The sequence below is a fragment of the Kiloniella spongiae genome, from assembly GCF_001026905.1.
Classification (GTDB): domain Bacteria; phylum Pseudomonadota; class Alphaproteobacteria; order Kiloniellales; family Kiloniellaceae; genus Kiloniella; species Kiloniella spongiae.
On record NZ_LAQL01000005.1, the window covers coordinates 189,351 to 215,041 of the forward strand.

Here is a 25,691-nt window from a genome sequence, read left to right on the forward strand (position 1 = left end):
TTCTAAATAGTTACTCGTATAGCACCCAGTATTTGACCGCAATCTCCCTGACAAATAGGCGTCGTAAAACCATTATCCCAAGATATCTCTCCCCAAAGGAGGGAAAGCTATTTCCGAACAGGCAAGTACCAGCACATAGATCATCGTTATGAGAACAAAGATCTTATGACCAGAAGCCAAAAAGTCAGTCAAAAAGTCGAATTATGAGTGAATAAGTGAAATACTATTTCAGACAGTCAGTGCCGAAAAGGTGAGGCACTTGGTGGAGTTCTATTTAGTTACATCCACGAAATGCTGATCCGAAAACACGAGTAACATAAGCTCGGCGAGAACGATTCCCGAATGCGCTCGTGCGGACGTATGCAGAGGCGAAATTACGGGTCATAAAACGTTCCTTGTTAAAGCTTAAAGTAGTTCACAAAAAACAAATACCCACCCTGACTTTATTTGCCAAGTACCAAAATAGCCTTCAAAAACAATTCTCTGACGCGCGTGACAAAAAAGCAACAGTTACTGTTACTACACACAAAGGGTTTCATTCTATACAGCTGATTAAGCACAAACCTTAAGGTTGATACCTTACATTTGGATAATTTAGTCGCCACTCTTTCGGACTTTGCCCTGTTACTCGCTTGAATTCTCGGTTAAAATTCGATTTTGTCTGAAACCCTGATTCCAGCATAATATTCGTAATAGACTCATTTGTTTCTGCAAGGCGGCGACAGGCCTCTGCAACCCTATACTCATTAATAAACTGAGATACATTTTGCCCCCTCAGTCGATTAATCGCACCTGATATACGCCGGGAAGTAACGCCGCTTTTTCGGGCGAGACGATCCAAGCTTAAATCATAGTCCTGATAGATTGATTTCTCTTCAAGTAACTCTTCTATTTTTATCAAAATACCCTGATCTTCCGGTTCGATATCACGACTGGGTTGCTTATCCCCAATGTCACCGCTTTGTACTGTCACCGTTTGCCCGACAACAGATGCAGCAACCCCCAAAAGGAACAAAGCAGGGACATTTGCAAACGAAACAACTACCCCCGAGAGTTGACCATCCATAAATCGAAAATCGTAAGAAATGAAAATATCGACGCCCGCAAAAGCAATCAGGATAATAGAGGTCACCCACAGGGCTAAATGGGTCCGCGGCGCTTCGGACAGCCGAACCGCATTCAGGCAATCAGGGCCAGATACCGCCAACCTTAAAAGGGTCAGGCCATAAAATAAGTAGATCACGATTAAAGCGATATCAATCGGGTCGGGCCACACTTGGATCAGTGCAATAACCAAAAGAGTTGGTAAAAGATGATACCAATCTTTTGAGAATGAAATTTCTCTGCCTTGACCTGCAAAACTCCTGAAGCTCAACCACGCTAAAGACGCCCAACTGGCAGCTAAAATTGATTGTAAAGGAAGAAATGTCAGTACGCCGTATCCCCACCGTATCCCAATCAACACAGAGAGAACAGCATAGAGAACAATCAAAGCTTGAAAGAGGCGACTTTTTTGCAAAGCCCCGCCACTCAGAATTCCTTGTACGAGGAAAATCAGTAGTAACAAAGCCACAACAAAAGAGAGAGGAATAAATAACATAAAGACCTAGTGAAAAGGATTTATCGGACAGGAGCTGCACACATAATCTAAGAGAAACATATCCAAGAATGTGAGGAAAGTCATACCGATTATGACTAAATCGCGATTAAGAACGACCTAAATCACGTTTTAGGTCTAAGTTTTAAGCCAAGTAAGTCAAAGACAAAGAGTAACTCATCATTTCCCTTCATCAAATTGATAAAAGGTATTGTAAATTGAAAGCTCTTATGTTCCTGACAAGCATTCTATTGGCGTTGATCACACAGTATGCCAACGCCACAGGGTTCCAACGAATATTCGTTACTGATCCTTATGACAAAACCATAGAGGTTGGTGTCTGGTATCCAAGTGACAGCGTCTCCCCCAATGCGGCAAATACCCCTTTTCGCCAGGCTCTTGCACTAGATAATCCCGTAAAGTCTGGTTCTTATCCTCTAATCCTGTTTTCCCACGGTTATGGTGGCTGGATGGGCGGGCATGCAAGCACAGCACTCGCCCTTGCTGAAGCAGGTTACATCGTTGCAGCACCAACCCATACCGGAAATAACTACGAGGACGAGAGCTATCCGCCACAACGCTGGATGCTCGATCGTCCGCGCCACATGAAACAGACAATTGATCACCTACTCAACAACTGGATTGGCATGGAAAATATTGACCCAACCAGAATTGGCATGTTCGGGTTTTCTGCCGGAGGATACACGGCATTGGTTTCAAGCGGAGCTGTGCCAAACATTCAGAAGCTCCTTACTCATTGCCAAAAACATCCATCGGAAATTGCCTGCAAACTTGGCGCAAATAACGAGATCGCAATAGCAGAGCTTGCAAAACAACCATCAAATGCCTGGAACCACGATCTCAGGATATCCGCAACTGTTGTCATTGCTCCGGGGTTTGGCTTTGCCTTTGACCAAGCTTCATTGGAAAAGGTCACCCTCCCCTTACAACTCTGGTCCGGGACAAAGGATTTGAATGTTCCGACAAAAACAAATGCCGATGTTATCTTCCAATCCCTTCCAAAACCAGCGGAGTATCACCTTATTAAAGATGCCGGACACTTTGCCTTTCTCTCCCCCTGCAATCCTGCTCTTCAACAGCAAAATCCAAGAGTTTGGAATATGGTATGTGTCGATGCCCCCACTTTTGACAGAGAAGAATTTCAAAAAGAGTTCAATAAAGAAGTGATCAATTTCTTCAACAAAAGCCTAACAGCTAAATAAAGACTTCATTGCATTTTACTATAAACACCCTTTATTTAGACAACCTTCCGTTCAGAGCGAACAAAGAGTGAGAGAAAATGCAGTCCAAAACCTTATCCGGGTTCACCCAATCCTTTGCACAAGTAAATAGTGTGAAATTAAGCGTTCACACCGCAGGTACAGGTAAACCTTTGCTCTTACTCCACGGCTATCCGCAAACTCATGCAACTTGGGGAAAGATCGCACCGGCCTTTGCACAAAAATTCCAGTGTATTATTCCCGATCTGCGGGGGTATGGGGAAAGTAGTACGCCTGTAACCGATAGCGAGCACACCCCCTACTCCAAACGTACCATGGCTCGGGACATGATCGAACTCATGAGCCATTTTGGTCACAAACGCTTTTCAGTCATCGGCCACGATAGAGGAGCAAGGGTTTCCTATCGCATGGCGTTGGATCATCCTGAACGAATTAAAAGGATTGCGATCATCGAGGTCGTTCCAACAGCCGAGATGTGGGATCGTTTTGGTGCTGAGATGGCTATTAAGGCTTATCATTGGACTTTCCTAGCGCAACCTGCCCCGTTACCAGAGAACATGATAAAAGCAAATCCGATCACCTACCTCGAGTGGACCCTTAAGAGCTGGACCCGGGACAATTCACTCGATGTGTTCACTCCAGAGGCTCTAGAAAGCTATAGGGAGCAATTCAGAGATCCCGCTCACATACATGCCCTCTGCGAAGATTACCGCGCAGGCGCTACACTCGATCGACAACACGACGAAGAAAACAGGAAAAAGGGCGATAAGATAAAAGCCCCCCTCTTCTTCCTTTGGGCACACAAGGGTTTTCCTGCCAAAACAGGTAATCCCCTTGGTTTGTGGCAAAGCTGGGCTGAAAATGTCCAAGGTCATGCTGTAGATTGCGGACATTTCGCCCAGGAAGAAAACCCTGAAGCAGTCACAGAACACCTTATTCCCTTTTTTGAGTAATTATTACCCGCCCCCTTAAATTCAAATAACCAATAGTAATTTTTAAAAATAAAAATTCATCTATCTATTGATAGGTAAATAAATAGATTGACAAATAATTCAATAATTCCATCTTATAGAAACACAACACCTACCTATAGATAGATTGGATAAATAAATGACTGATACTGCGGCACTAATTATTGGCGGCTCAAGTGGCATGGGGAAAGCAACTGCGCAATCTTTGAGAAACAAAGGTCAGAACCTAGTTCTTGTTGGTCGCGACCATACAAAACTTGAAACAGTCAAATCTGAATTACAGCAAAATGGATCAGGTCAGATCGACATACATGCCGTTGATCTTCAAAACCCAGGACAAGTTGAACAATTTATTTCAACAATCAAAGCTGAAAAGCGACATATATCACAACTCGTCAATGCTGCAGGAACCTTCAAACCCGTTGCTTTTCTGGATCATGGGCATAGCGATTTCGATAGCTATCACGATTTAAACAAAAGCCTGTTCTTCATAACACAAGTCGTAGCAAGCAATATGAAAGAGCATAACGGTGGTTCGATTGTAAACATAGGATCAATGTGGGCAAAACAGGCTATTAAAGCCACACCATCATCCGCTTATTCAATGGCAAAAGCGGGATTACACGCGTTAACACAACATCTGGCCATGGAGCTCGCCGAGTTTAACATTCGGGTTAATGCAGTTTCACCAGCTGTTGTTGTTACCCCAATCTTTGGCTCTTTTATCGAACCTGATCAAATTGAAGATACGCTCACAGGCGGCTTCAACGATTTTCATCCTATTGGTCGTGTGGGAAGACCAAATGATATTGCTGAAGTGATCAGCTTTTTACTATCAGATTCAGCATCATGGGTTACGGGTGCCATCTGGGATACTGACGGCGGCGTCATGGCAGGCCGCAATTAATCTTTGCCAATAATCTAGAAGTAATGTGCATGAACAGGTTTTTACCAGTGTTTCTTGATTGAAACATAAAGTCTGTTCCTCACATATGTTCTATATTTTCTAGTCGACATACATTCATGATTATCAGAACTCAATAGAGAAAGCTGCCTAATGAGTAAGACCCCACTCGTAATTGTTGGCGGAGGCTTAAGCGGATTATATCTTGCCTACCGATTGGCACAGCAAGGAAGAGATTTTCTGCTCATTGAAGCACGCAATCGCTTGGGAGGACGCATAAAAACATCCAGCTCACACGATCTTGGACCAACATGGTTCTGGCCGGGACAACGACATATGATGGAACTCGTCCAGGAATTGGACCTTCAGATATTCGAGCAACAAAATACTGGTGATATTCTCTATGAAGATCCCAATGTGTTTTCTGAACGCTTGTCGGGACATCAATACCAAACGACTTCCTATAGAATTCAGAACGGTATATCCAGTTTGATTGACAGGCTACAGGCTCTAACCCCTTCGCCAAATATTGCCTTAAATCACAAAGTAATCTCTGTTGAAAATCAAACTGACACGATAGAAATTACAGCACAATCAAACGGTGAGATCAGAAACCTAACTTGTGAAAATGTGGTTTTCGCACTCCCGCCCCGACTGATTGAAAATACTATACAATTTGTTCCTGATCTGAGTGCTGGCATCCGCAATGATATGCGCGCTATCCCAACATGGATGGCAGGGCATGCCAAAGCCCTCATTCGTTACCAGTGCCCATTTTGGAAGGATCACAACCTTTCTGGCCAGGCCTTTAGCCGCATTGGCCCCATGATGGAAATCCACGATGCTTCCTCTTATGATCATAACTACGCACTTTTTGGTTTTCTTGGAGGATCAGGAATACAAAGAAAAGAGCTGGGAGAGACACAGCTAAAAGGTTTGATAGAAGAACAAATTCAGCGCCTATTTGGCAACGAAACCCCACAGCCACTTGAAATCATTATCAAAGATTGGTCTCAAGATCCCTTGACCGCAACAGCAAAAGATATGGAACCGTTACAGACCCACCACCATTATCAGTTCCCGGAAAGTCTAAAGAATATTTGGGACGGAAGGATGAACTTCATCGGGACGGAAGTGGCCTCATCAGAAGGCGGATATCTGGAAGGTGCCTTGATTGCCACTGAAGATATTTTGGTAAAAATTTACAGGAAATGACGTAGCCAATAACAATTTAGGCGAGATGAATACTCACCTCGCCTAGACCATCAAAGCAGATAGTTCTGAACCACTAACTAAATCACTCTTGCGCTAGTGTAATCTTTTTCTGTTGTTCTCTGACCCGCTGTTTTTCTTCACGGCGTTTTTCTATAAGGGAAGCGACCTCACCGCCGATATGATCAATGCCACGTTGTTCTGAAAGTTCGATTTGCTTCTCCCGCTCTTCGAAACGCTTTAACTGCTCATCCGTCAAGCTTTCATAACAATGGTGACAAGAAACACCTTTGCGATAGTGTTCACTTTGTTTGTCATCTTCTGTAATTGGCATACGACAGGCAAAACACTGATCGTAGATACCCTTTTCAAGGTTATGTTTTACCGCAACGCGACTATCAAAGACAAAGCACTCACCTTCCCACAGCGACTCTTCTTCGGGTACTTCTTCCAGATACTTCAAGATACCGCCCTCGAGATGATAAACATCCTTGAAGCCCTGTTCTTTCAGGTAGGCAGTTGATTTTTCACAACGAATACCGCCAGTACAGAACATCGCAACTTTTTTATTCTTTGCATCAGCAAGGTTTTCTTCAACGTAGGCCGGAAACTCTCTGAAGGTTGCTGTATTGGGGTCAATGGCGTTTTTAAAAGTACCTATACCAACCTCGTAATCATTACGAGTATCGACCAAAACCACATCAGGATCTGAAATCAACGCATTCCAATCCTGTGGCTTGACATAGGTGCCAACGATCTGATTAGGATCAATGCCTTCGACACCCATGGTAACAATCTCTTTCTTGAGCTTTACTTTGGTGCGATGGAAAGGCATTTCATCGTGATAGGACTCTTTGGTCACCACATTTTTTAAGCGTTCATCTGCGCGAATATAAGCATGCAGTGCATCAATTCCTTCCTGGGATGAAGCAACAGTGCCGTTAATACCTTCGCGTGCCAACAACAATGTCCCTTTGACATCGTGTTGTACCATGAAATTATGAAGTGGTTCGCGAAGACTTTCAAAGTCTTCCAAAACGGCAAAGTGATACAGTGCCGAAACAACAATCTTTGACATTCTCTTTCCTTGTGCGGGCTGGAACGTAAAACCAGAGCTACAATATGTGGCGGCTATATATCAAAGCAGAGAAAAAACATCAAGAACATGAAACATCATAGCAGCGTTGCAATACCCTCTATAAAATAAGCTGGGAGATCTTTTGATCAGACGGTATCCAGTCTATATTTTTTAAAGACAGCACCTTCAAGTTCGACCTCTTTGATAAATTCTGCACCAAGCCTCTTAAGCCCCAATGTTTTTGTCCGAGATAGCGGCAGTAGGAACGTTACAAAGGGGATGCGACTGTCAGCCTTTGCAAACACAAGCGCTTTTTTGGTTATTTTTTGACCGAGACCAAAACACTCAGGCTTTAAAACCAGACCAAAATCCCATTCATTACCTTCTTTTTGAAACCCACCCCACCCAGCATAGGCTCCTTCGAACAGTATAGCCCAATGACCAAGTCCATCACGACGCCAACATTCTTCCTTGGCTGTAATAAATGCAGAAAGAGCATTCTTATCCCACTTGAATGTGAACAAAGGCATATGCTCTGCAACACGAGGATCAGACATGTGAGACATAATTTCATCTTCCGATACATCACGTAATTGCACAAAGCTGATTTGATCTTCAAATTGTTCTTTGGGTTTTTGGGACATTATGGCCTGAACCATTTTATTTATAAGGCCCCTTATTCAAACAGTTGGAAGAGAACCCATCAAGCAAGTAACAATGTCTTCTTCTCACAATTTAGTGAAAAATCTGACTTAGAAAAAGTACCTTTATTTAAGGAAACCACCGAAACTTTGATTTTTTTCAAAGACAACTGCAGTCCCTGAAGGCTGCGCGCAATTCACTGCTATCTGTGAAACACTATCAATCTGATAGTTGAACTGCCGTTTTGTTGAACTAAAAAACTGGGAAAGAACAAAGCTACGGCTTTGTCCCTTTTTAAAATCTACTCGTTCCGGTTCGTACCAAAAACCGCCAACACCGTTAATGAGAACAACACAGTCAGAAAGTAAGCCCTTGTTCGTACTTTTAATAACAACACTCGAACGATTAAGCGACACCAGTTCCATATCAAAATCACCTGCCATTTCATCGCAACCCACAAGAAATAAACTAGGCAAGAGCCAAATACAGAGTTGTCGTAACGGGGTCATCTTCATTCTTTCACACCACAAGCACACAAAGTCCTTATACTGTACGATAACAAAGCTAACCTTCGATTAATTACAAATCTGACTGCTGTAACTTACTTCAAAAAACCTAGGGTCCCTTGATTGGTTTCAAAAACCAATGCAGCCCCCCGAGGCTTTTTGCAATCCACCGAGATACGCGAAATTGTATCAACTTTATAATCAAATTGGCGTTTACTTACACTGTAAAACCGGGCAAGAGAAAAAGTACGACTTTCCCCTTTCTTAAACTCGGATCGCTCAGGCTCATGCCAAAACCCGCTTGCACCATTAAGAAGTACAACACACCCTTCAAGCTTTCGAGTATCCAGATTTTTCACCCCCACACTTGTTTTACTCAAACCCGTCATTTTCATATCAAAAGCATCGCTATTTTCCTCACATCCCCAGAGAAACAAAGAAACAAACAACGTTGCTCCCATTTTAATAATTGCCCCCAACTTACTCCCCTATCTACGCGACCAATACGCACGCAACCAATACTCAATAAACAAAACATAGGAAAAACCTAAAAATTGTTTATTCTAATAATATTAACAAGATGCAAACTCTCAGGAATTTTCTATAACTTTTTGAAATATATTGAATTGTGATGAATTTACGCCAAATGTTACCGTCCGATCATCCCGATCTCATAACCCTTTTCAAAGCCACCCCTGGCGTTGCTTTGCGCGATGCAGACACATATGATGCAACCACGCGATACCTTGAACGCAATCCCGGACTTAATTTTGTTATCGAAGAAGGAAAAGAGATTATAGCGTGCGTCATGTGTGGTCACGATGGGCGCAGGGGGTATCTTCAACACCTCATCGTAAAGCCGAATTATAGAAAAATGGGTTTGGGTGAAAAACTGTTTACCGCATGCCTTTCAAACCTTAGTAGAATAGGGATTAATAAAACCCATATTTTTGTCTTCAAGAATAATGGAATTGCCAACTCTTTCTGGCAATCAAAAGGTTGGCAATTAAGAGAGGATGTTCATCTCTACTCTTACACTTCTTCGGATAGTACCAATGCTTGACGTAAATGATAAAGGAGAGCTAGAGATTCTGCTCTCCTTTTTAAAATACTATCGTACTTAAATTTTCGAATAATCTATGGGTTGGTTCTTGTCCAATGTGCGGGAAATCGGCGGCATTGGATATTTTAATCCGGTTGCACAATTATAAAGGACGGCCTGATCTGTTTCTTTAATCCGGCCATCGACCAATGATTGCTTATAAGCCGCATAGGTTGCAGCCCCTTCAGGGCAAAGCAAGACACCTTCCTTTTGCGCAACTTCTGCTTGGGATTGCGTGATTGCCTCGTCTGTAACAGCAATAGCAAAGCCGCCGCTTTCGCGCACAGCTCTTAGTATCAAGAAGTCACCGACAGCCACAGGCACACGAATACCAGACGCATGGGTATAGGCATTTTCCCACAAAGGAGCATGCTCTTCACCGTCTTCATACGCCTTGACAATAGGCGCACAGCCGGTGGATTGTACAGCCACCATTTTGGGTCGTTTAGATCCAATCCAACCAATAGCTTCTAACTCATCAAAAGCTTTCCACATACCAATGAGGCCAGTGCCACCACCAGTCGGGTAAAAGATAACATCAGGAACATTCCAACCCAGTTGTTCAGCAAGCTCTAGCCCCATCGTCTTTTTGCCTTCAATACGATAAGGTTCTTTCAAGGTTGAACAATCAAACCATCCAGTCGCCTCTTTGCCTTCGCCAACGATTTTACCACAGTCATTGATCAACCCGTTAACGCGATAAACCTTACCACCCTGATACTCAATCTCCGATACATTAACTTCAGGAGTATCATCAGGGCAAAAAATTGTGGTTTCCATTCCTGCCCGGGTTGCATAAGCAGCCATCGCCGCCCCAGCATTACCATTTGTAGGCATAGCAAGGCGATTTACCCCAAGCTCTTTTGCCATAGAGACAGCCAGCGCCAATCCCCGTGCCTTGAAAGACCCGGTCGGAAGGCGCCCCTCATCCTTTACAATGAGTTCACCTCCTTTTCCTGCTAGGCTGGGTAAAGAGAGCAGTGGCGTCATAACCTCACCAAGGCTTACAACATTCTTCGCCTGACGCACTGGCAGAAATTCCCGATAGCGCCAAAATCCCCCAGGTCTTTGTCCCAGATCTTTTTTGGAAACGGATTTGCCTAAAGCTTCGAGATCATAGCGGACCAGAATAGGTTTTCCCACGGGTGAAAGCCCATGCAGCTGATCTGCTTCAAGCCTTTCACCCGTGTAAGAGCATTCAAGGTGCGTAACAAAGTTTGGAAATTCATTCATAATTGCGGGATCAAATGAAGACTTTTGCGGCATCGCTTTTCCTGACATCTAGCTAACTAATCAAAATTGTATTTATCGACGTTAATCATGCCAAGACATGACGAGAAAGCCTAACCCTTTCCGCTTTTGTAAATATAATTAATAGATAAATTCATTTTTTTTAAAAATAGAAATTCAGCCTATATGAAATTTTCAAAAATAATATTTAGAATCAATATCTAACATAATTTATCACTCCCGCTCACACCTCAACACGTAACTACATTATATTTAATAATTTTGAATTTTTTGCTATGAAAGCTTAACATTCAATGACAACGCAATGAGGGCTTGAAAAGATGGAAATCACCAAAGGATTAAACTTAAGAGCCCTGGAAATTTTTGTGACTGTGGTTGAAAAAGAAAGTATGTCAAAAGCTTCACAGCACCTTGGTATGACGCAATCCTCAATTTCCCAGCACATTACCCAACAAGAGAATTTATTTTCAACTGTCCTGTTTGACAGATCAATCCGACCAATAACACTCACCCCTGCTGGTCACGTATATTATCAACATGCTCTACGGGTACTCGAAGCTGTCACTAGTATGTGGGGTACCTTACATAATCTTGATACCGCCCCCCTAAAGAAAGTCAGAATTTCTGTTATTGATACACTTGCTGACACATTAATCCCTGAATTAACCCAATGCGTCGGGGAACTTTATCCAAAAGGCAGTGTTACAATCACCAGTGGCCAAACCGACGATCACAGAGAAGCCCTCCTTAATCGAAAAACGGATATTATCATCACAATGGATCCAATGGATGATATCGACAGGATGGAACGCTACCCGCTTTATAAAGAGCCTTTTGTCTTGGCTTATCCCAAGAACAAGCCCGTCACATTCACGAATAACCAAATTGAAACATCTGGATTGCCCTTTATTCGCTTCAGTCCAAGACTACCCGTCAGTCGGTTAATAGAACAGCATTTGAGAAGACTTAAAATAAGACCATCTTACCGCTATGAACTAGACACAACGCGATCTATCATGCCTATGATTGCCGCAGGGGCAGGATGGGCAATAACAACGCCCACCGGCTTACTTGAAAGCCGTCATTTCCTTCAAGGAGTATCTATTAGACCACTACCTTTTACACCGCTCTACCGTACGATTTCACTGGTTGCGCGAGAACACGAACTTGGGGACCTTCCCTCGGAATTGGCAAAGAAAGCCATTATGCATTTGCAACAATCAACAAAAGCTCTTTTAAAGCCCTCTCTTCCAGATACTATCGAAGATATAACGTTCTACGGGTAGTTTTATCTTGTGAATGATAATTCAAAAATAGAGTTTCCTTGCGAGAATTTTTTATTTAACACTTAAAATTAGTGAATATCAGATATTCACATTACGAAGTGTTAAATAGCTTGAAATACATATTTGCATAGTACATATCAGTTTCAACCAAACTTTATTAGTCAAAAACAAGCGAATCATCATGAGCTATATAAATTTCAAAAAAATTCTTTCTGCTGCAACTTTTGCCGCTGCGGCATTTGGCCTATCCTTTACTACTGCTAACGCAGAATCAGACGAAAAGCTGTTATCAACAATCAAAGGCCGAGGCACAATTTTAATTGGCCTAGAGGCCACTTATCCTCCTTTCAACTATCAGGATGAAAATGGCGAACTGGTTGGTTTTGAAGTTGATGTTGCCAAAGCAGTTGCAGAACGTATCGGCGTAAATGCAGAATTCGTTCCAACAAAATGGGGTGGCATGCTTGCCGGTCTGGAAACCAAGCGCTTTGATATCATCACCAATCAGGTAACAATCACCGAAGAGCGTCAAAAGAAATATGACTTCACGCAGCCCTATACTGTATCAGGTATCCAGGTTATCACCCGTGAAGACAAACAAGCCGATTTCAACAGCCCCGCGGATCTGTCAGGTAAAGATGTTGGTGTAGGATTGGGCAGTAACTACGAAGAGTGGTTAACCCAGAACGTACCAGAAGCAAATGTTTCTACCTATGACGATAATGCAACAAAGCTACAGGATCTTCTCGTGGGACGTCTTGATGCCTTTCTAAACGATCGTTTGGCAGCAACATATCTGCTTGAAAACTCTGGCGGTCGAATTGTTGCTGCAGGTGAGCCATTTGACAAGCAGCGCATGGGTATCGCACTGCGTAAAAGTAACGCGGATCTTCTTGATGCTTTGAATAAAGCATTAGATGAATTACGCGCAGATGGTACACTCGCAAAAATTTCCCAAAAATGGTTCAAGTTAGACGCAACCAAATAAACTCAGAAGCTACACCAGACTTAACTCGACACCACAACCCCGAAACTGAATAAACAATATTGGTAAATTCATGGATGTAATCGTCGACCTTATCCTGAAATCTGCTCCCTTCTTGATGAAGGGAGCAGCCTTTACCATTGGCCTCAGTGCAGGATCAATGATCCTCGGGTTAAGTCTGGGATTTCTTATCGCGTTTATGCACCTCTCGCCCACGAGATTAATTCGTTGGCCAGCAATGTTCTTCATTTCCTTTATCCGGGGAACACCACTTATCGTTCAACTTTTTCTTATTTATTACGGATTACCTGAATTTGGCATCAGACTGGACCCAATTCCAGCGGCTCTTCTTGGTCTTAGCTTGAACGTTGGCGGTTACACTGGGGAAATTTTACGAGGTGCAATCCAGTCAGTTGATAAAAGCCACTGGGAAGCAGCCTATTCCATTGGCATGACACCGGCACAGGCAATGAGGCGGTCCATCTTGCCACAAGCAATCCGTGTCGCTTTACCGGCCCTTGGCAACACATTCCTCAGCCTCATAAAAGATACGGCGATTGCAGCAACTATACAGGTGCCAGAGTTATTCCGTCAGGCACAACTCATTTCAGCCAGAACCTACGAAGTGTTCGCCATGTATCTCAGTGCAGCTGCCATCTACTGGATCCTCTGCATCATTCTGTCCCGACTGCAAAGCAAAATGGAACAAAGATCAAACCGTCATTTGAGAGCAAATTAAGATGGATAGTAATAACAAAGAGACAATGATCGCCGTCAAAGGCCTGAAAAAATCCTTTGATAACAACCATGTTCTCTCTGACATTGATTTGAATGTTCATAAGGGAGAAGTTCTGGCCATTATTGGACCTAGTGGTTCAGGCAAAACAACTTTGTTACGTTGCCTCAATTTTCTAGAGGCTCCAAATGATGGTAACATTCGGATAGCCAACACTACAGTTGATGCATCGCAGGATCTGAAGAAACAAAAAAAGGCCATCCGTGCCTTAAGAAAATCCGCTGGATTTGTCTTCCAGAACTTTAACCTTTTCCCGCACAGAACAGTTCTGGAAAATATTACCGAAGGCCCGGTCATTGTGAAGGGTGAAGAGCCAGCTTCTGCCGAGAAAAAAGCTCGTAAACTTTTGAAAAAAGTGGGTTTGGCAAACAAGGAAGACGCCTATCCTTCGGCCCTGTCTGGCGGGCAACAGCAAAGGGTCGCCATAGCTCGCGCTCTGGCTATGGAACCAGATGTAATCTTGTTTGACGAACCCACATCAGCTCTTGACCCGGAATTGGTTGGCGAAGTTCTTGGGGTAATGAAAGAGCTCGCGAGTGAAGAAAGAACAATGGTCATTGTTACTCACGAAATGGCCTTTGCCCGCGACGTAGCAGATCGCGTCATCTTCATGGCTGACGGTCAAATTGTAGAAGAAGCCTCGGCCGATGAGCTTTTCTCGGCCCCCAAACGCGAAAGAACCAAGAAGTTTCTGAAGAAAATACTTGAGAAGCAATAACTCAATTTTGCACTGAAGTGCTTTATCAGCACTTTATATTCACAGCTTAGAATTAAATAAGCGCCCCCTCTATTACGAACCATCAACCGTAGAGTGTCCGTAATCGGAAAGAACGGAAGCAAGCTGTTGCTCAGTAAAGGGTTTTGTGAGGATATCGTTCATACCAGAGCTTTTGAATTCCCGGTGACGATCAGCAAAGGCTTCTGCAGTCACACCGATGATTGGTAGCACATCAGAACCTTTTGACTTACGAATAATCACAGTTGCCTCCACCCCATCCATTTCTGGCATATGGATATCCATAAGAACCAAATCATATTCCTTCTTTTTTATTGCATTTACTGCAAGTTGCCCATTTTCAACGTGCTCAACATCATGGCCAAATTTTTTGAGAAAAGCCTTCGCAATAACGGCATTTACCATGTTATCTTCTGCCAGTAATATTTGCAGCTTTTCATCACGTACCTTCTCAACAGGTTTATTCTTTGCGTTATAGTTCTCCGCCTCTTTTATTGTAGGGGATTCAAAAGGTATCAAGAGTTGGAATTTGGTTCCTGTCCCTTCCTCACTAACAACAGATATGTTCCCCTCCATAAGGTCCAATAAATTCTTAACAATTGAGAGGCCAAGACCTGAACCTCCAAATTTCCGAGTAATAGAAGTATCCTCTTGAACAAAGGCATCAAAAATTGTTGCGACCCTATCCGCTGCAATACCTTTGCCCGTATCTTCAACAATTATTTTTAACGTACATGCCGCATTATCAACAGCCTCAGGATCATCTATCTTCAGTTGAGAAATGGAAAAACAAATCTTCCCTTGCAGAGTGAACTTGAAAGCATTGCTCATCAGGTTGAGTATAATCTGGTTCAATCGAGTTCGATCCCCTTTGATCAAGGTAGATTGATCCACTTCGATATTAACAATAACGTCAACCTCTTCCCCAGCTCCCATCGCCTCAAATGGCGCAGTAACAGTCAACGCTAATTCCCGTAAATTAAAAACAGTTGCCTCTAGTTCCAGGTTACCAGCTTCAATCTTGCTCATATCCAGAACATTATTAATTATCTCTTGCAACGATTGTCCAGAAGACAGAATTGTTTCTATTTTACTTTGCTGATCATGATCCAGTTGGCTGTTTTTTAATAACTGCGCCATCCCTAGAACACCATTTAGAGGCGTTCTGATTTCATGGCTCATTGTTGCCAAAAAATCTGATTTCGCTTTGTTTGCGGACTCAGCCTGATCCTTCAGCACACTTTCACGTTCTGCCACCGCCTGCATTTCATCTCGAGAAACTGTTATTTTGGACAGATTATCAGCCATTTTGTTAATCGATGTTGATAACTCTCCAATTTCATCCCTCCCTTCGTATTCAAACCTTTTAGAGAAATCACCACTCCCGATTAATTCAGCTACTCCAGACAACTCATTCAAGGGACGTGTTAGTTTGGAGGCGAAAACAAAAGCGGCAAAAACGCTTAAAATCAAAGCGGGTATAAGCACAATAACCTGGTTACGAAGTGATGTTTCCAAGGAAAGATTCAACTTGTTCTGACCAACACCAAAGATGACATACCCCAGATTTACTTTGTCAGTAAGGGTCACTGGCCCAGCGATCCACAAATATTCATCATCTTCAACCGAGATTTCCTTTTTTTCGGAAAGCAAGGCTGTAATCAGGGGGACATGTTCCGGGATTTTGTTCCGTAAATCATTCTGTCGCAACCCATTAGTCAGAACACGTCCCTCTTTGTCCAAAACAAGAATAATATCAATATGATCGTGTTGCAGGCTGGCTGATACACTGGAACGAATCTCGCGTATATTTAACGTGTATATTGAATTTTCAACGGTCAGTATTGTTCGCTGTAATATGTGCGAAAGCCTTGTCAGGCTTGCTTCCTTATTTGACACTTTTTCATTATAATAGGTAATGGAAAAAAGGGCGAACGCAATGGATACAACCAAAATGGACGCAAACAGGATTATTTTATTTTTAAGTCCAAACTTCATTCCCTGCTCTATTGTCCTATTTCCCCACCAATGGGAACATCCCCCAAATAAGGATCAAATCTTTTAATCTCCTGCAATAAATCATCCGGAATTTCGTCAAACTTTGTTGTTCTCTCAAAGTGTTTTAGAACGTCAGCTCCTTTCCTATCATCGTGAGCAGTCTTCAATACTTGCTTGATACGTTTAATCAAAATTGGATCAAGCCCTGCACGGTGAACGACAACATGATATGGAACATAAGATGTTGTATGCAGCACTCTCATAGGTATCATTGCACTCTGAGCATATTCCAGATAGTCATCTTCAGACATTGCAGCGGCAGCAACCAAATCACGTTCAAGCCACACTATTTGAGTTTCACTATCATAAGCCATAACAAACCCTATCTCGTCTGCGATGGGGGCAGAACTGAGGCGATCTAACTGATGAAGTACATTTTGAGATTGCAATATTGCCAAAGCTGGAAGGACATACCCCGACGTTGAAAAGGGCTCTTCAAAAGCAATAATCTTGCCCTGCAAATCATTGATCTGCTGAATATCACTATTCTCTGCTACAAAAACAACACTCCGATATTTAGCCCGTCCTTTTTTCCAGCGTCGAAGCATGAATTCGGAACCTGACAATTTGTTGACAATCGAAGCTGTTATAGAGCTATCAATAAAAAGATCGATTTCCTTTTGCTTCAACATTGCGACCATTTGATTAATATCAGGTGCGATCACGACCTTGATACCGTCAACGCCATCATCAATTAATTCTTCAGCAAGATAATTTGCAAAGGGTGTAAAAGTTTTAATATCACCCACAGGTTCTGAACTGATCGTTCCAATGCTGAGCGTGCCACTATTTGCTGAAAACGTGGGACCAGCGAACATTACCAACAAGATGAAAGTAAAACGGCAGCAAGCCTGTATCCGTGACGTCATCAAGTTAAATCTCCGCTCAGTAAACAATGACTCAACCATGAGGTAAAATCATTAATTTATGATTGAAAAAAACAGTTACAAATGAGCTTTATCCGTACTTTCCCAAAAATTACTGATGTTATAAAAAATTTATAAAACTAGAGAAATCACATTGACTATCATTCCCATCAATTGGCTTTTGCCCGTTATGTAGCAGACCGCATCATCTTCATGGCCGACGGTCAGATTGTAGAAGAAGCCCCGGCCGAAGAGCTTTTTCAGCCCCCAAACGTGAAAAAACCACGGAAAAACAATAGTCCCTGCACTTATTGATTTTTCGTTTGAGCTTTGTACTCACTGGCTAAAATGGCATAAGAAACCCCATCCCACCAGGTACTATCTGGCCTTGGGATGCTCTGCAAATAAGCGCCTTCTTTGCGCATACCAATTTTCTCCATCAAACGCCAGGATGCTGAGTTTTCAGGATGAGCCATTGCAACAATCCTGTGAAGTTCCATTTGTTCAAATCCAACTTTCAATAGCGACTTTGCAGCTTCACTCGCATATCCCTTCCCCTGAAATTCAGGCAAGATCAACCACCCCATCTCCCAGGTTCTCTGAACTTCCCAGCGATGAAAAGTCATTTCGCCCATAACCAACCCTGTAGCCTTCTCCTCAACGACAAAATCCTTGGTATCGCTGGTACTGCTAACTTTCACATACTCTTCATGCTCTTTATCGCTATACACACCAGACAGAAGCCATTTCCTCAACTCTGGATCCTGGCTCATCCGTCTTGTCGGTTCCAGATCTGTACCTTGATACTGACGAATACGTAATCTTGATGTCTCAAGCGGTAGAAAATTTAAAAATGAAATTGTCACGATTTATATATCTTTCAAGCAATCGGCGTAGCCATCGAAATTTAAAATTTTTGATAACAAATTATTTCTACCTGCTCTAGTCGTTTCATTTTGCCCTATGATTTATCAATCATCGAAATAAATATCGCTAATGGCTATCATCACAAATTTTCATTTAAAATATGCCCCTTCTTTCCTATATCATTGTATAATATGAATTCTGGATATATTCGCACTCTTTGAACTATCCAAGAAAAGGAAAAAGAATGGCCTATGTAGCTGAACAAGCCCAAACAACAGATCTAATCTGGTCTTATATTCGTAAAGAAGCGAGTGAAATGCTGACGAAAGAACCTGTTTTGGCTGGATTTCTTCAGGCTACAATGCTCAATCATAACAGCTTGGAAGAAGCAATCGGGTTTCTTCTGTCAGAAAAGCTTGGAAACAATTCTGTCTCAGCGCAACTCCTGGGTCAGGTTTTTGAAGACGCTTTTTCCGCAGATCCTACAATTTCCCAATCCATAAGAACCGATATTGTCGCTGTTTTTGAACGGGATCCCGCCTGTACATCACATCTTGAGCCTCTACTTTATTTCAAAGGTTTTCACGCTTTGCAGTGCTATAGATTAGGCCATTGGCTATGGAATAATAACCGTCAGGCCCTTGCTCTCTTTTTACAAAACCGTATTTCAGAAGTATTCGGACTGGATATCCATCCCGCAGCCAGAATTGGCAAGGGTATCATGATTGATCATGGTACCGGTGTCGTGATTGGTGAAACCACTGTCATTGAAGACAATGTCTCTCTACTCCAGAACGTAACACTTGGCGGAACGGGTAAAGATACAGGGGATCGGCACCCTAAAATTCGCGAAGGTGCCCTTATCTGCGCCGGTGCCAAAATTCTTGGCAATATCGAGATTGGTCGAGGTGCAAAGGTTGGTGCAACATCAGTTGTTCTGGAAGATGTGCCAGCACATTGCACCGCAGTAGGAGTTCCCGCAAAAATCGTTGGTAGCTGTTGTCCACAGCCTGCGCGTGAAATGGATCAGAGCCTGCCAAAGATTGACTGACCTCTAAGGAAATCACTATTGGTATGATTCAGAACCTGCACTTTAGGGATCAAATAAACTTTTTGAACATCTTGGTTTGATCAAAAAGCTCTTCCAGGGTTTTCATTCGGCTCTTTGTTTCGTCCCAAGTTTGCGCTTGCACGCCTGCGATAACAGCCTCCACCAGGAAAAGCGTGACAACTAGTGAATCCCAGGCGGATGGCACTTCAATACGTGAGTTCAAGCTATAGGTCGCCAGCTTCGCAGCCGGAGATCCCCATTGATCGGTAAAGAGCACCAGCGTCACGCCACGGGACTTGGCGACCTCAGCGAGACGAAGAATATCGTGTTCGTAACGTCTGATATCAAAGGCAACTAATATATCACCTTCGTTCATATTCAAAACATAATGCGCCCAAGTATTTGAATTTGGGGCAACAAGCGTAACACCCGAACGCATCACCTGCATGTGGGTGAAAAAATTGTCTGCCATAGAACGGGTAATCCGCCCCCCAACCACATGAATTTCACGTTTCTGATCTGACAGTAGATCAATTACGGCGTTAAATTCTTCCGGGTCGATCTGTTTTAACGTCTGTCGCATATTCTCGGAAACGGCATCTGCAAAACGGTTAAGGATATGTGTATCCGGCGCACTTTCGGACCACAGATCATGCTTGGCGATCGGACTGGAAATTGTAGCTTTAAGCTCGGTGTGCAATTGGGCCTGCATTTGAGGAAACCCACCAAAGCCAAGTTTCTTTGCCATCCGCGCCACTGTTGGTGTCGAAACGCCCGAACTTTCGGAAACAGCCGTAATACTTCCCAGACCTGAAACGGGGTAATCTTCTAATATAGCGTTAGCCAACTGTCTTTCTGCCCGGGTCAAACTGTCGAATTGTTTTCGAATTCGTTCCGCAACAGTCAGATTCTGATTTGTACCCATTTTCAGTTTCTATTCCACCTGTGACTTTATCGGCACCCTGTAATTATACCAATAGATTGATAATCAATACCTACTTTAAACACAAATGAAGAAAATTCTCCACCTATAATTTTTCTGAAAAAATATTTTCAGAAAATATCTTGACTTATTTCTTAATTCTGAAAATATAATTTCAAAAATAAGCAATAAAAAATACCTGGGGTAAGGTTCTTGTCGAACGAGTTATTAAATTCCGTTGATAATTCTTCACCTGAAAGTGTGGTTAAAACAACCAATCTTTCAGGCGATGGAGAGTACGTAATTATCTGCGAGCATGCCTCTAACCATATTCCTGCTGAATACAATAATCTTGGCCTCAGTGACGATGAGATAAACCAGCATATCGCATGGGACCCTGGCGCTCTGGCAGTTGCACAGCAACTTTCGAAGCAGCTGGACGCGCCACTTGTAGAACAATGCGTATCCAGATTGGTTTACGACTGTAATCGCCCACCTGAAGCCCGGAATGCTATGCCTTTTCAAAGCGAAATATTTGAAATTCCTGGCAACGCAAACCTTAGTCAAGAAGAGCGCAACAACAGAACGAGCAACATTTACAAGCCTTTTAAAGAGGCTGTAAGAACATGCCTTGATCACAAAACAACAGATATGCATAAACCCGTTGTCATAACGGTTCACTCTTTCACGCCAGTGTATAAAGGGCAAAAAAGAGATGTTGAAATTGGTTTTTTGCATGATAAAGACAGCCGTTTTGCAGATCAGCTTATTCAGTCTTTTGCGACAGAGACAACAAAGTATGACTTACGGCTGAACGAACCTTATGCCCCAGTTGATGGCGTTACACATACCTTGACTGAACATGCCCTCCCAAGGGGATTGATGAATGTTATGCTGGAAATTAGAAATGATCTGATTTCTGATCAGGATGCACAAAAAAATATGGCATCCCTTTTGGTCAAAGCCATTGGGAAAGCAAAAGAAGCTCTGGACAAACAACAAAACCAGTCTGCTTCGATAACCAAACAAACGAGCCTGGGAAACTGAAATGCCCAATATAATAAAATCCTACGTCAAAGGGGTCGATACATTGAACCGGTTTACAGGGCTGGTTACAATGCATCTCATCTTCGTCATGATCGGGTTACTTCTCTATTCCTCTATTTCTAGAACACTGTTTGATACACCCATCAATTCAGTGGTGACGATTTCTCAGTTCCTTATGTCTGCGTATTACCTTCTTGGCGGAGGATTTTCCATGCAGGAAGATGCCCACGTGCGAATGGATCTCTTCTACAGTAGCTGGTCTAAAAAAGGAAAAGCCCGGGCAGACGCCTTTACCTCTATTTTTCTGGTCTTTTACCTCGTTATTCTTTTGTACGGCGCAGTATCCAGCACGATGTACACAATAGAAGTTGGGCAAAAGACCCGAACACTGATTCAATACCCACTTGCGCCAATTAAAATCCTCATGACCTTGGGCGTCTTCCTTATGCTTTTACAAGCAACTGCAACTTTCTTTAAAGATCTGGCCAAAGCCAGAGGAGTTACACTGTAATGAGTTATGAAATGATCGCATTACTGATGTTCTCAACCATGATGGTCATGATGTTAACTGGCCAGCGTGTTTTTGGAGCTATCGGTTTTGTTGCCGCAGTTGCAGCGCTTTTCCTATGGGGCGAAGGCGGCGTAGAAATGCCGTTTACTGCTGCCTCAAAACTAATGAGTTGGTATCCTCTACTCACATTGCCACTTTTCGTTTTCATGGGCTATATGCTCTCGGAATCAGGGATTGCCAGCGACCTCTATAAAATGTTCCACGTCTGGATGGGCCCTCTTCATGGCGGCCTCGCTATTGGTACGATCTGCCTTATGGTTCTCATTTCTGCAATGAACGGCCTGTCAGTTGCCGGTATGGCAATCGGCGCAACCATTGCCCTGCCTGAAATGCTAAGGCGCGGTTATGACAAGGTAATGGTTACAGGTGTCATCCAAGCGGGAAGTTCGCTTGGTATTCTGGTACCACCAAGTGTTGTTCTTGTTCTCTACGGGATGATTGCTCGCCAACCGGTCAGTGATCTATGGCTTGCCGGCGCTATTCCCGGTTTAATGCTGGCAACTATGTTTGTTGTTTATATTGTTGTCAGATGCCGTTTGCAGCCCGAACTTGGTCCCGTTTTACCAAAAGAAGAACGTCAGATGCCGTTGGGCGAAAAGATCGCACTGCTGAAAGCAGGGATCCTCCCCTTGTTGATTTTTGTATTTATGACAGGATTTTTTGTTGCAGGCGTCACCAGTCTTGTTGAAAGCTCAGCAGTAGGCGCGACAGCAGCAATGCTTGCCGCTCTCTTTAGAAAACGACTGACTTTTAAAGTCCTGGAAACCACAATAAGACAAACACTGGGCATCAGTTGTATGTTTATGTGGATCATTCTCGCTGCTCTTGCTTTTGGTGCAGTCTTTGATGGTCTTGGTGCCGTAAAGGCAATCGAAAGTCTCTTTCTTGAAAAATGGGGCCTAAGCCCTTGGGAAATCCTTATCCTAATGCAACTTTCCTACATCGTTATGGGAATGTTCCTGGATGATACCGCCATGTTGGTGATTGTAGCGCCGCTTTATATTCCGCTCGTTATCAGCCTTGGCTTTAACCCTATTTGGTATGGCGTGCTCTATACCATCACAGTTCAGGTTGCCTATATGACACCGCCTTTCGGTTACAACCTCTTCTTGATGAAGGCCATGGCGCCACCTGAAATTTCACTAGTCGATATCTATCGCTCGGTGATCCCTTTTGTCCTGATCATGATTTTCGCATTAGTGATTGTTATGTCATTCCCTGAAATCGCTCTTTGGTTACCTCAGTACTTCAAAGGTTAACGATACGGGATGATGGAAGTATGATTTTTGACAGGAGGTTAAATAAGTAAAAAGTGAAGACTAAACTACACGAATAAAGTGAAAGAGCTTAAACCGCCCGGGCCTTTCTCGGGATATTAATAAGTTTAAACAGGGAGTATCTATACGATGACGAATAGACGCGATTTTCTTAAAAAAGCTGGTATGGCAACCGTTGGTGCCGCTGGCGCATCCGCTTTGGTAGCGCCTGCTGTCCACGCACAATCCACAATTAAATGGCGCCTGCAGACCTATGCGGGTCCTGCTTTGGGTGAGCACGTAATCAAACCAGCCATTGATGCTTTCAACAAAGCGGCAAATGGTGAAATGGTTATCGAACTGTTCTATGCAGACCAGTTGGTCCCAACAGGTGAGCTGTTCCGTGCCATGCAAAAAGGCACAATTGATGCCGTTCAGAGTGATGACGATTCAATTGCAGCACCAGTAGATGTATCTGTCTTTGGTGGATACTTCCCATTTGGTACACGTTACAGCCTTGATGTGCCAGTTCTCTTCAACCAGTACGGTTTGAATGAAATCTGGGAAGAAGCTTATGACGAAGTCGACGGCGTTAAATGGCTGTCTGCTGGTGCATGGGATCCATGTCACTTCGCAACCAAAGACCCGATCCGTAGCCTAGCAGATCTAAAAGGCAAGCGTGTCTTTACCTTCCCGACAGCTGGTCGCTTCCTTTCCCGTTTTGGTGTTGTTCCTGTAACATTGCCTTGGGAAGATATCGAAGTAGCGATGCAGACAGGTGAGCTTGATGGTATCGCATGGTCCGGTATTACCGAAGATTACACTGTTGGTTGGGCCGATGTGACAAACTACTTCCTCACCAACAACATCTCTGGTGCATGGTGCGGTTCTTTCTTTGCTAACGAAGACCGTTGGAATGAAGTACCTGAGCACCTCAAAACACTCTTCAAACTCTGCATGGATAGCTCACACTACTACCGTCAGCACTGGTATTGGGGTGGCGAAGCACAGCTACGTACCGAAGGCACGAAGCTTGAGCTTACAACAATTCCTGATGAAGAATGGGCAACGGTTGAAGCAGAAGCTTACAAGTTCTGGGATGAAATTGCAGAACAGAGCGATCGTTCAAAGCGTGTTGTTGATATTCTCAAGAAGTACGCGAAAACAATGGAAAAAGCTGGTAAACCTTACCGTTACGGCTAATTCTATATTTATTATGTCACAGCCCGACAATCGGGCTGTGACACCTTTATAAACATCTAAAAATAAGAGTGTAACTATGTCCGGCAATCTTTCCTTTGAAGATCTTAAAAAAGCCGTCTCCAGCGGCAAGATTGATACCGTCCTTGTCTGTCAAGCCGACATGCAGGGCCGCCTTATGGGCAAAAGGTTCCATGCTGATTACTTCGTCAATGGTGGTCACAAAGAAACCCACAGCTGTAACTATCTTCTCGCAACTGATATGGAGATGGAAACAGTAGAGGGTTATAAATCCACCAGCTGGGAATCAGGTTATGGCGACTACACCATGAAACCGGATCTGAGCACTCTGCGTCGTGTTCCATGGCTCGAAGGCACTGCCTTTGTCATGTGCGATATGCTAGATCATCACACTCATGAAGAAGTTCCACATTCTCCCCGCGCCGTTCTCAAGAAACAGGTCGCCCGCTTGGAAGCAATGGGGATGAAGGCCTACATGGCCTCTGAACTAGAATTTTTCCTTTTTGAAAACTCTTTCGAAGACGCACACAAAAACGGTTATCACTCTTTGGAAACGCTCGGAAAATACAATGAAGATTACCATATTTTCCAGACGACCAAAGAAGAAGACGTCATGCGCGCCATCCGGAACGGATTGCATGATGCCGGTATCGTCGTTGAATGTTCAAAAGGCGAAGCTTCTGCCGGACAGGAAGAGATCAACGTCAAGTATGACGACGCCCTGATTTCAGCAGATAACCATGTTTTCATCAAGAATGGCTGCAAGGAAATTGCCTGGCAAAAAGGCAAAGCCCTCACTTTCCTCGCCAAATGGCATAATGATGCAGCTGGTAGCTCTTCCCACGTCCACCAGTCACTTTGGTCTGCAGATGGAAAAGAAGCACTATTCCACGATCCAAACGGTGAATACGGTATGTCTGAGCTAATGCGCCAGTATGTTGCTGGCCTATTGCATAACGCCAGCGACCTGACCTATTTCCTCGCCCCTTACATCAACTCCTATAAACGCTTTGCCGAAGGCACCTTTGCCCCAACTAAAGCAATTTGGAGTAAAGATAATCGTACCGCAGGTTATCGCCTGTGTGGCGAAGCAACCAAAGCTATTCGTATTGAATGCCGTGTGGGTGGTTCCGATTTAAATCCATACCTCGCAATGGCAGCCCTTTTGGCCGCAGGTATTGATGGTATTGAAAATAAGCGTGAACTTGAAGCTGAATTCAAGGGCGATGCTTACGCATCCGAAAGCGCGCGGTCTATTCCAAACACCCTTCGTGGTGCCGCTGTCGCTTTGAAAGAATCAACTATGCTCCGCGCTGCGATGGGGGATGATGTGATTGATCACTACACCCGTGCCGCTGAATGGGAACAGGAAGAGTTTGATCGCCGCGTCACCGACTGGGAAGTCGCCCGTGGTTTCGAACGCGCATAAGAAAGTAAACACAAGCACCCTTTAAGCGTCTGAGTAAGCCGTCTTCCCAAAAAAAATAAGCAAACCAGACGCAAAGCCCTCACTTTTATTAGTGGG

Annotated in this window: 25 protein-coding genes; 15 read left to right on the forward strand and 10 right to left on the reverse strand. The window is 43.5% G+C overall.

Features of this window, described 5'->3' with window-relative positions; all coding sequences use genetic code 11:
* Nucleotides 1-565: 565 nt before the first annotated feature.
* On the reverse strand, nucleotides 566-1,600 hold the full coding sequence (locus WH96_RS22525) for a helix-turn-helix domain-containing protein (RefSeq protein WP_047763750.1): 1,035 nt from the start codon (nucleotides 1,598-1,600) through the stop codon (nucleotides 566-568).
* Nucleotides 1,601-1,815: 215 nt separating this feature from the next.
* On the opposite strand from WH96_RS22525, the gene WH96_RS08605 reads away from it, so the two are divergent.
* From WH96_RS08605 to WH96_RS08620, 4 genes are all read left to right on the forward strand, one after another.
* Nucleotides 1,816-2,820 carry an alpha/beta hydrolase family protein gene (locus WH96_RS08605; RefSeq protein ID WP_218045026.1) on the forward strand — a complete coding sequence of 335 codons (1,005 nt, stop codon included), beginning with the start codon at nucleotides 1,816-1,818 and terminating at the stop codon, nucleotides 2,818-2,820.
* Between the two features lie 77 nt (nucleotides 2,821-2,897).
* Complete coding sequence (locus WH96_RS08610) at nucleotides 2,898-3,791, forward strand: alpha/beta fold hydrolase (RefSeq protein WP_053005782.1); 894 nt, start codon at nucleotides 2,898-2,900, stop codon at nucleotides 3,789-3,791.
* A gap of 157 nt (nucleotides 3,792-3,948) precedes the next feature.
* Nucleotides 3,949-4,716, forward strand: coding sequence for an SDR family NAD(P)-dependent oxidoreductase (locus WH96_RS08615; protein WP_047763752.1), 768 nt, complete (start codon nucleotides 3,949-3,951; stop codon nucleotides 4,714-4,716).
* Nucleotides 4,717-4,866: 150 nt separating this feature from the next.
* The gene (locus tag WH96_RS08620; RefSeq protein WP_047763753.1) at nucleotides 4,867-5,928 is read left to right on the forward strand and encodes a flavin monoamine oxidase family protein; all 1,062 of its coding nucleotides are present in this window, start codon (nucleotides 4,867-4,869) and stop codon (nucleotides 5,926-5,928) included.
* A gap of 82 nt (nucleotides 5,929-6,010) precedes the next feature.
* Here WH96_RS08620 and trhO read toward each other — a convergent pair whose 3' ends face one another.
* From trhO to WH96_RS08640, 4 genes are all read right to left on the reverse strand, one after another.
* On the reverse strand, nucleotides 6,011-7,003 hold the full coding sequence (gene trhO, locus WH96_RS08625) for an oxygen-dependent tRNA uridine(34) hydroxylase TrhO (protein ID WP_047763754.1): 993 nt from the start codon (nucleotides 7,001-7,003) through the stop codon (nucleotides 6,011-6,013).
* A 146-nt stretch (nucleotides 7,004-7,149) separates the two neighbouring features.
* Entirely contained in the window at nucleotides 7,150-7,647 is a 498-nt protein-coding gene (locus WH96_RS08630; RefSeq protein ID WP_053005790.1) for a GNAT family N-acetyltransferase, read from the reverse strand.
* Between the two features lie 123 nt (nucleotides 7,648-7,770).
* Nucleotides 7,771-8,160 (reverse strand): hypothetical protein, encoded by a 390-nt coding sequence (locus WH96_RS08635; RefSeq protein WP_156176755.1) that lies wholly within the window; start codon nucleotides 8,158-8,160, stop codon nucleotides 7,771-7,773.
* Between the two features lie 86 nt (nucleotides 8,161-8,246).
* Entirely contained in the window at nucleotides 8,247-8,630 is a 384-nt protein-coding gene (locus tag WH96_RS08640) for a hypothetical protein (RefSeq protein WP_047763757.1), read from the reverse strand.
* A 152-nt stretch (nucleotides 8,631-8,782) separates the two neighbouring features.
* Here WH96_RS08640 and WH96_RS08645 point away from each other — a divergent pair, with 152 nt between their 5' ends.
* A complete protein-coding gene (locus WH96_RS08645) occupies nucleotides 8,783-9,214 on the forward strand; it encodes a GNAT family N-acetyltransferase (protein ID WP_047763758.1) in 432 nt (143 codons plus the stop codon).
* A gap of 57 nt (nucleotides 9,215-9,271) precedes the next feature.
* Here the strand turns inward: WH96_RS08645 and WH96_RS08650 are convergent, their stop codons facing one another.
* A complete protein-coding gene (locus WH96_RS08650; RefSeq protein ID WP_047763759.1) occupies nucleotides 9,272-10,519 on the reverse strand; it encodes a threonine synthase in 1,248 nt (415 codons plus the stop codon).
* A 305-nt stretch (nucleotides 10,520-10,824) separates the two neighbouring features.
* Here WH96_RS08650 and WH96_RS08655 point away from each other — a divergent pair, with 305 nt between their 5' ends.
* The 4 genes from WH96_RS08655 (at nucleotide 10,825) to tcyN (ending at nucleotide 14,289) form a co-directional block, all read left to right on the forward strand.
* Nucleotides 10,825-11,790 (forward strand): LysR family transcriptional regulator, encoded by a 966-nt coding sequence (locus WH96_RS08655; protein WP_047763760.1) that lies wholly within the window; start codon nucleotides 10,825-10,827, stop codon nucleotides 11,788-11,790.
* 181 nt (nucleotides 11,791-11,971) lie between these two features.
* On the forward strand, nucleotides 11,972-12,778 hold the full coding sequence (gene tcyJ, locus WH96_RS08660; protein WP_047763761.1) for a cystine ABC transporter substrate-binding protein: 807 nt from the start codon (nucleotides 11,972-11,974) through the stop codon (nucleotides 12,776-12,778).
* A gap of 70 nt (nucleotides 12,779-12,848) precedes the next feature.
* Nucleotides 12,849-13,514: a cystine ABC transporter permease gene (gene tcyL / locus WH96_RS08665; RefSeq protein WP_047763762.1), complete on the forward strand. Its 666-nt coding sequence runs from the start codon at nucleotides 12,849-12,851 to the stop codon at nucleotides 13,512-13,514.
* Nucleotide 13,515: 1 nt separating this feature from the next.
* Nucleotides 13,516-14,289 (forward strand): L-cystine ABC transporter ATP-binding protein TcyN, encoded by a 774-nt coding sequence (gene tcyN / locus WH96_RS08670; RefSeq protein ID WP_047763763.1) that lies wholly within the window; start codon nucleotides 13,516-13,518, stop codon nucleotides 14,287-14,289.
* A gap of 72 nt (nucleotides 14,290-14,361) precedes the next feature.
* Here tcyN and WH96_RS21305 read toward each other — a convergent pair whose 3' ends face one another.
* From WH96_RS21305 to WH96_RS08685, 3 genes are all read right to left on the reverse strand, one after another.
* Entirely contained in the window at nucleotides 14,362-16,305 is a 1,944-nt protein-coding gene (locus WH96_RS21305; protein ID WP_053005783.1) for an ATP-binding protein, read from the reverse strand.
* Between the two features lie 8 nt (nucleotides 16,306-16,313).
* Nucleotides 16,314-17,273 carry a PhnD/SsuA/transferrin family substrate-binding protein gene (locus WH96_RS08680; protein WP_082130398.1) on the reverse strand — a complete coding sequence of 320 codons (960 nt, stop codon included), beginning with the start codon at nucleotides 17,271-17,273 and terminating at the stop codon, nucleotides 16,314-16,316.
* A 266-nt stretch (nucleotides 17,274-17,539) separates the two neighbouring features.
* A complete protein-coding gene (locus WH96_RS08685; RefSeq protein WP_053005784.1) occupies nucleotides 17,540-18,097 on the reverse strand; it encodes a GNAT family N-acetyltransferase in 558 nt (185 codons plus the stop codon).
* 245 nt (nucleotides 18,098-18,342) lie between these two features.
* Here WH96_RS08685 and cysE point away from each other — a divergent pair, with 245 nt between their 5' ends.
* On the forward strand, nucleotides 18,343-19,149 hold the full coding sequence (gene cysE / locus WH96_RS08690) for a serine O-acetyltransferase (RefSeq protein ID WP_047763765.1): 807 nt from the start codon (nucleotides 18,343-18,345) through the stop codon (nucleotides 19,147-19,149).
* 49 nt (nucleotides 19,150-19,198) lie between these two features.
* Here cysE and WH96_RS08695 read toward each other — a convergent pair whose 3' ends face one another.
* Nucleotides 19,199-20,074, reverse strand: a complete 876-nt coding sequence (locus WH96_RS08695) for a MurR/RpiR family transcriptional regulator (protein WP_047763766.1) — start codon at nucleotides 20,072-20,074, stop codon at nucleotides 19,199-19,201.
* A 210-nt stretch (nucleotides 20,075-20,284) separates the two neighbouring features.
* On the opposite strand from WH96_RS08695, the gene WH96_RS08700 reads away from it, so the two are divergent.
* The 5 genes from WH96_RS08700 (at nucleotide 20,285) to WH96_RS08720 (ending at nucleotide 25,595) form a co-directional block, all read left to right on the forward strand.
* The gene (locus WH96_RS08700) at nucleotides 20,285-21,118 is read left to right on the forward strand and encodes an N-formylglutamate amidohydrolase (protein ID WP_082130400.1); all 834 of its coding nucleotides are present in this window, start codon (nucleotides 20,285-20,287) and stop codon (nucleotides 21,116-21,118) included.
* A 1-nt stretch (nucleotide 21,119) separates the two neighbouring features.
* Nucleotides 21,120-21,629 (forward strand): TRAP transporter small permease subunit, encoded by a 510-nt coding sequence (locus WH96_RS08705; protein WP_047763767.1) that lies wholly within the window; start codon nucleotides 21,120-21,122, stop codon nucleotides 21,627-21,629.
* Nucleotides 21,629-22,948, forward strand: coding sequence for a TRAP transporter large permease (locus WH96_RS08710; protein WP_047763768.1), 1,320 nt, complete (start codon nucleotides 21,629-21,631; stop codon nucleotides 22,946-22,948). Before WH96_RS08705 ends, WH96_RS08710 begins: the two co-directional genes overlap by 1 nt.
* A gap of 147 nt (nucleotides 22,949-23,095) precedes the next feature.
* Nucleotides 23,096-24,148: a twin-arginine translocation signal domain-containing protein gene (locus WH96_RS08715; protein WP_047763769.1), complete on the forward strand. Its 1,053-nt coding sequence runs from the start codon at nucleotides 23,096-23,098 to the stop codon at nucleotides 24,146-24,148.
* Nucleotides 24,149-24,224: 76 nt separating this feature from the next.
* A complete protein-coding gene (locus tag WH96_RS08720) occupies nucleotides 24,225-25,595 on the forward strand; it encodes a glutamine synthetase family protein (protein ID WP_047763770.1) in 1,371 nt (456 codons plus the stop codon).
* Nucleotides 25,596-25,691 lie beyond the last annotated feature (96 nt).

What these genes read in the sequence shown, in the direction of transcription:
- tcyN (WP_047763763.1), top strand. Translation starts at nt 13,516, where the DNA reads ATGGATAGTAATAACAAAGAGACAATGATCGCCGTCAAAGGCCTGAAA.
- WH96_RS08655 (WP_047763760.1), top strand. Translation starts at nt 10,825, where the DNA reads ATGGAAATCACCAAAGGATTAAACTTAAGAGCCCTGGAAATTTTTGTG.
- WH96_RS08635 (WP_156176755.1), bottom strand. Translation starts at nt 8,160, where the DNA reads ATGAAGATGACCCCGTTACGACAACTCTGTATTTGGCTCTTGCCTAGT.
- tcyL (WP_047763762.1), top strand. Translation starts at nt 12,849, where the DNA reads ATGGATGTAATCGTCGACCTTATCCTGAAATCTGCTCCCTTCTTGATG.
- WH96_RS08705 (WP_047763767.1), top strand. Translation starts at nt 21,120, where the DNA reads ATGCCCAATATAATAAAATCCTACGTCAAAGGGGTCGATACATTGAAC.
- WH96_RS08720 (WP_047763770.1), top strand. Translation starts at nt 24,225, where the DNA reads ATGTCCGGCAATCTTTCCTTTGAAGATCTTAAAAAAGCCGTCTCCAGC.
- WH96_RS08650 (WP_047763759.1), bottom strand. Translation starts at nt 10,519, where the DNA reads ATGCCGCAAAAGTCTTCATTTGATCCCGCAATTATGAATGAATTTCCA.
- WH96_RS22525 (WP_047763750.1), bottom strand. Translation starts at nt 1,600, where the DNA reads ATGTTATTTATTCCTCTCTCTTTTGTTGTGGCTTTGTTACTACTGATT.
- trhO (WP_047763754.1), bottom strand. Translation starts at nt 7,003, where the DNA reads ATGTCAAAGATTGTTGTTTCGGCACTGTATCACTTTGCCGTTTTGGAA.
- WH96_RS08680 (WP_082130398.1), bottom strand. Translation starts at nt 17,273, where the DNA reads ATGGTTGAGTCATTGTTTACTGAGCGGAGATTTAACTTGATGACGTCA.
- WH96_RS08620 (WP_047763753.1), top strand. Translation starts at nt 4,867, where the DNA reads ATGAGTAAGACCCCACTCGTAATTGTTGGCGGAGGCTTAAGCGGATTA.
- WH96_RS08645 (WP_047763758.1), top strand. Translation starts at nt 8,783, where the DNA reads ATGAATTTACGCCAAATGTTACCGTCCGATCATCCCGATCTCATAACC.
- WH96_RS08695 (WP_047763766.1), bottom strand. Translation starts at nt 20,074, where the DNA reads ATGGGTACAAATCAGAATCTGACTGTTGCGGAACGAATTCGAAAACAA.
- cysE (WP_047763765.1), top strand. Translation starts at nt 18,343, where the DNA reads ATGGCCTATGTAGCTGAACAAGCCCAAACAACAGATCTAATCTGGTCT.
- WH96_RS08710 (WP_047763768.1), top strand. Translation starts at nt 21,629, where the DNA reads ATGAGTTATGAAATGATCGCATTACTGATGTTCTCAACCATGATGGTC.
- WH96_RS08615 (WP_047763752.1), top strand. Translation starts at nt 3,949, where the DNA reads ATGACTGATACTGCGGCACTAATTATTGGCGGCTCAAGTGGCATGGGG.
- WH96_RS08630 (WP_053005790.1), bottom strand. Translation starts at nt 7,647, where the DNA reads ATGTCCCAAAAACCCAAAGAACAATTTGAAGATCAAATCAGCTTTGTG.
- tcyJ (WP_047763761.1), top strand. Translation starts at nt 11,972, where the DNA reads ATGAGCTATATAAATTTCAAAAAAATTCTTTCTGCTGCAACTTTTGCC.
- WH96_RS08715 (WP_047763769.1), top strand. Translation starts at nt 23,096, where the DNA reads ATGACGAATAGACGCGATTTTCTTAAAAAAGCTGGTATGGCAACCGTT.
- WH96_RS21305 (WP_053005783.1), bottom strand. Translation starts at nt 16,305, where the DNA reads ATGAAGTTTGGACTTAAAAATAAAATAATCCTGTTTGCGTCCATTTTG.
- WH96_RS08610 (WP_053005782.1), top strand. Translation starts at nt 2,898, where the DNA reads ATGCAGTCCAAAACCTTATCCGGGTTCACCCAATCCTTTGCACAAGTA.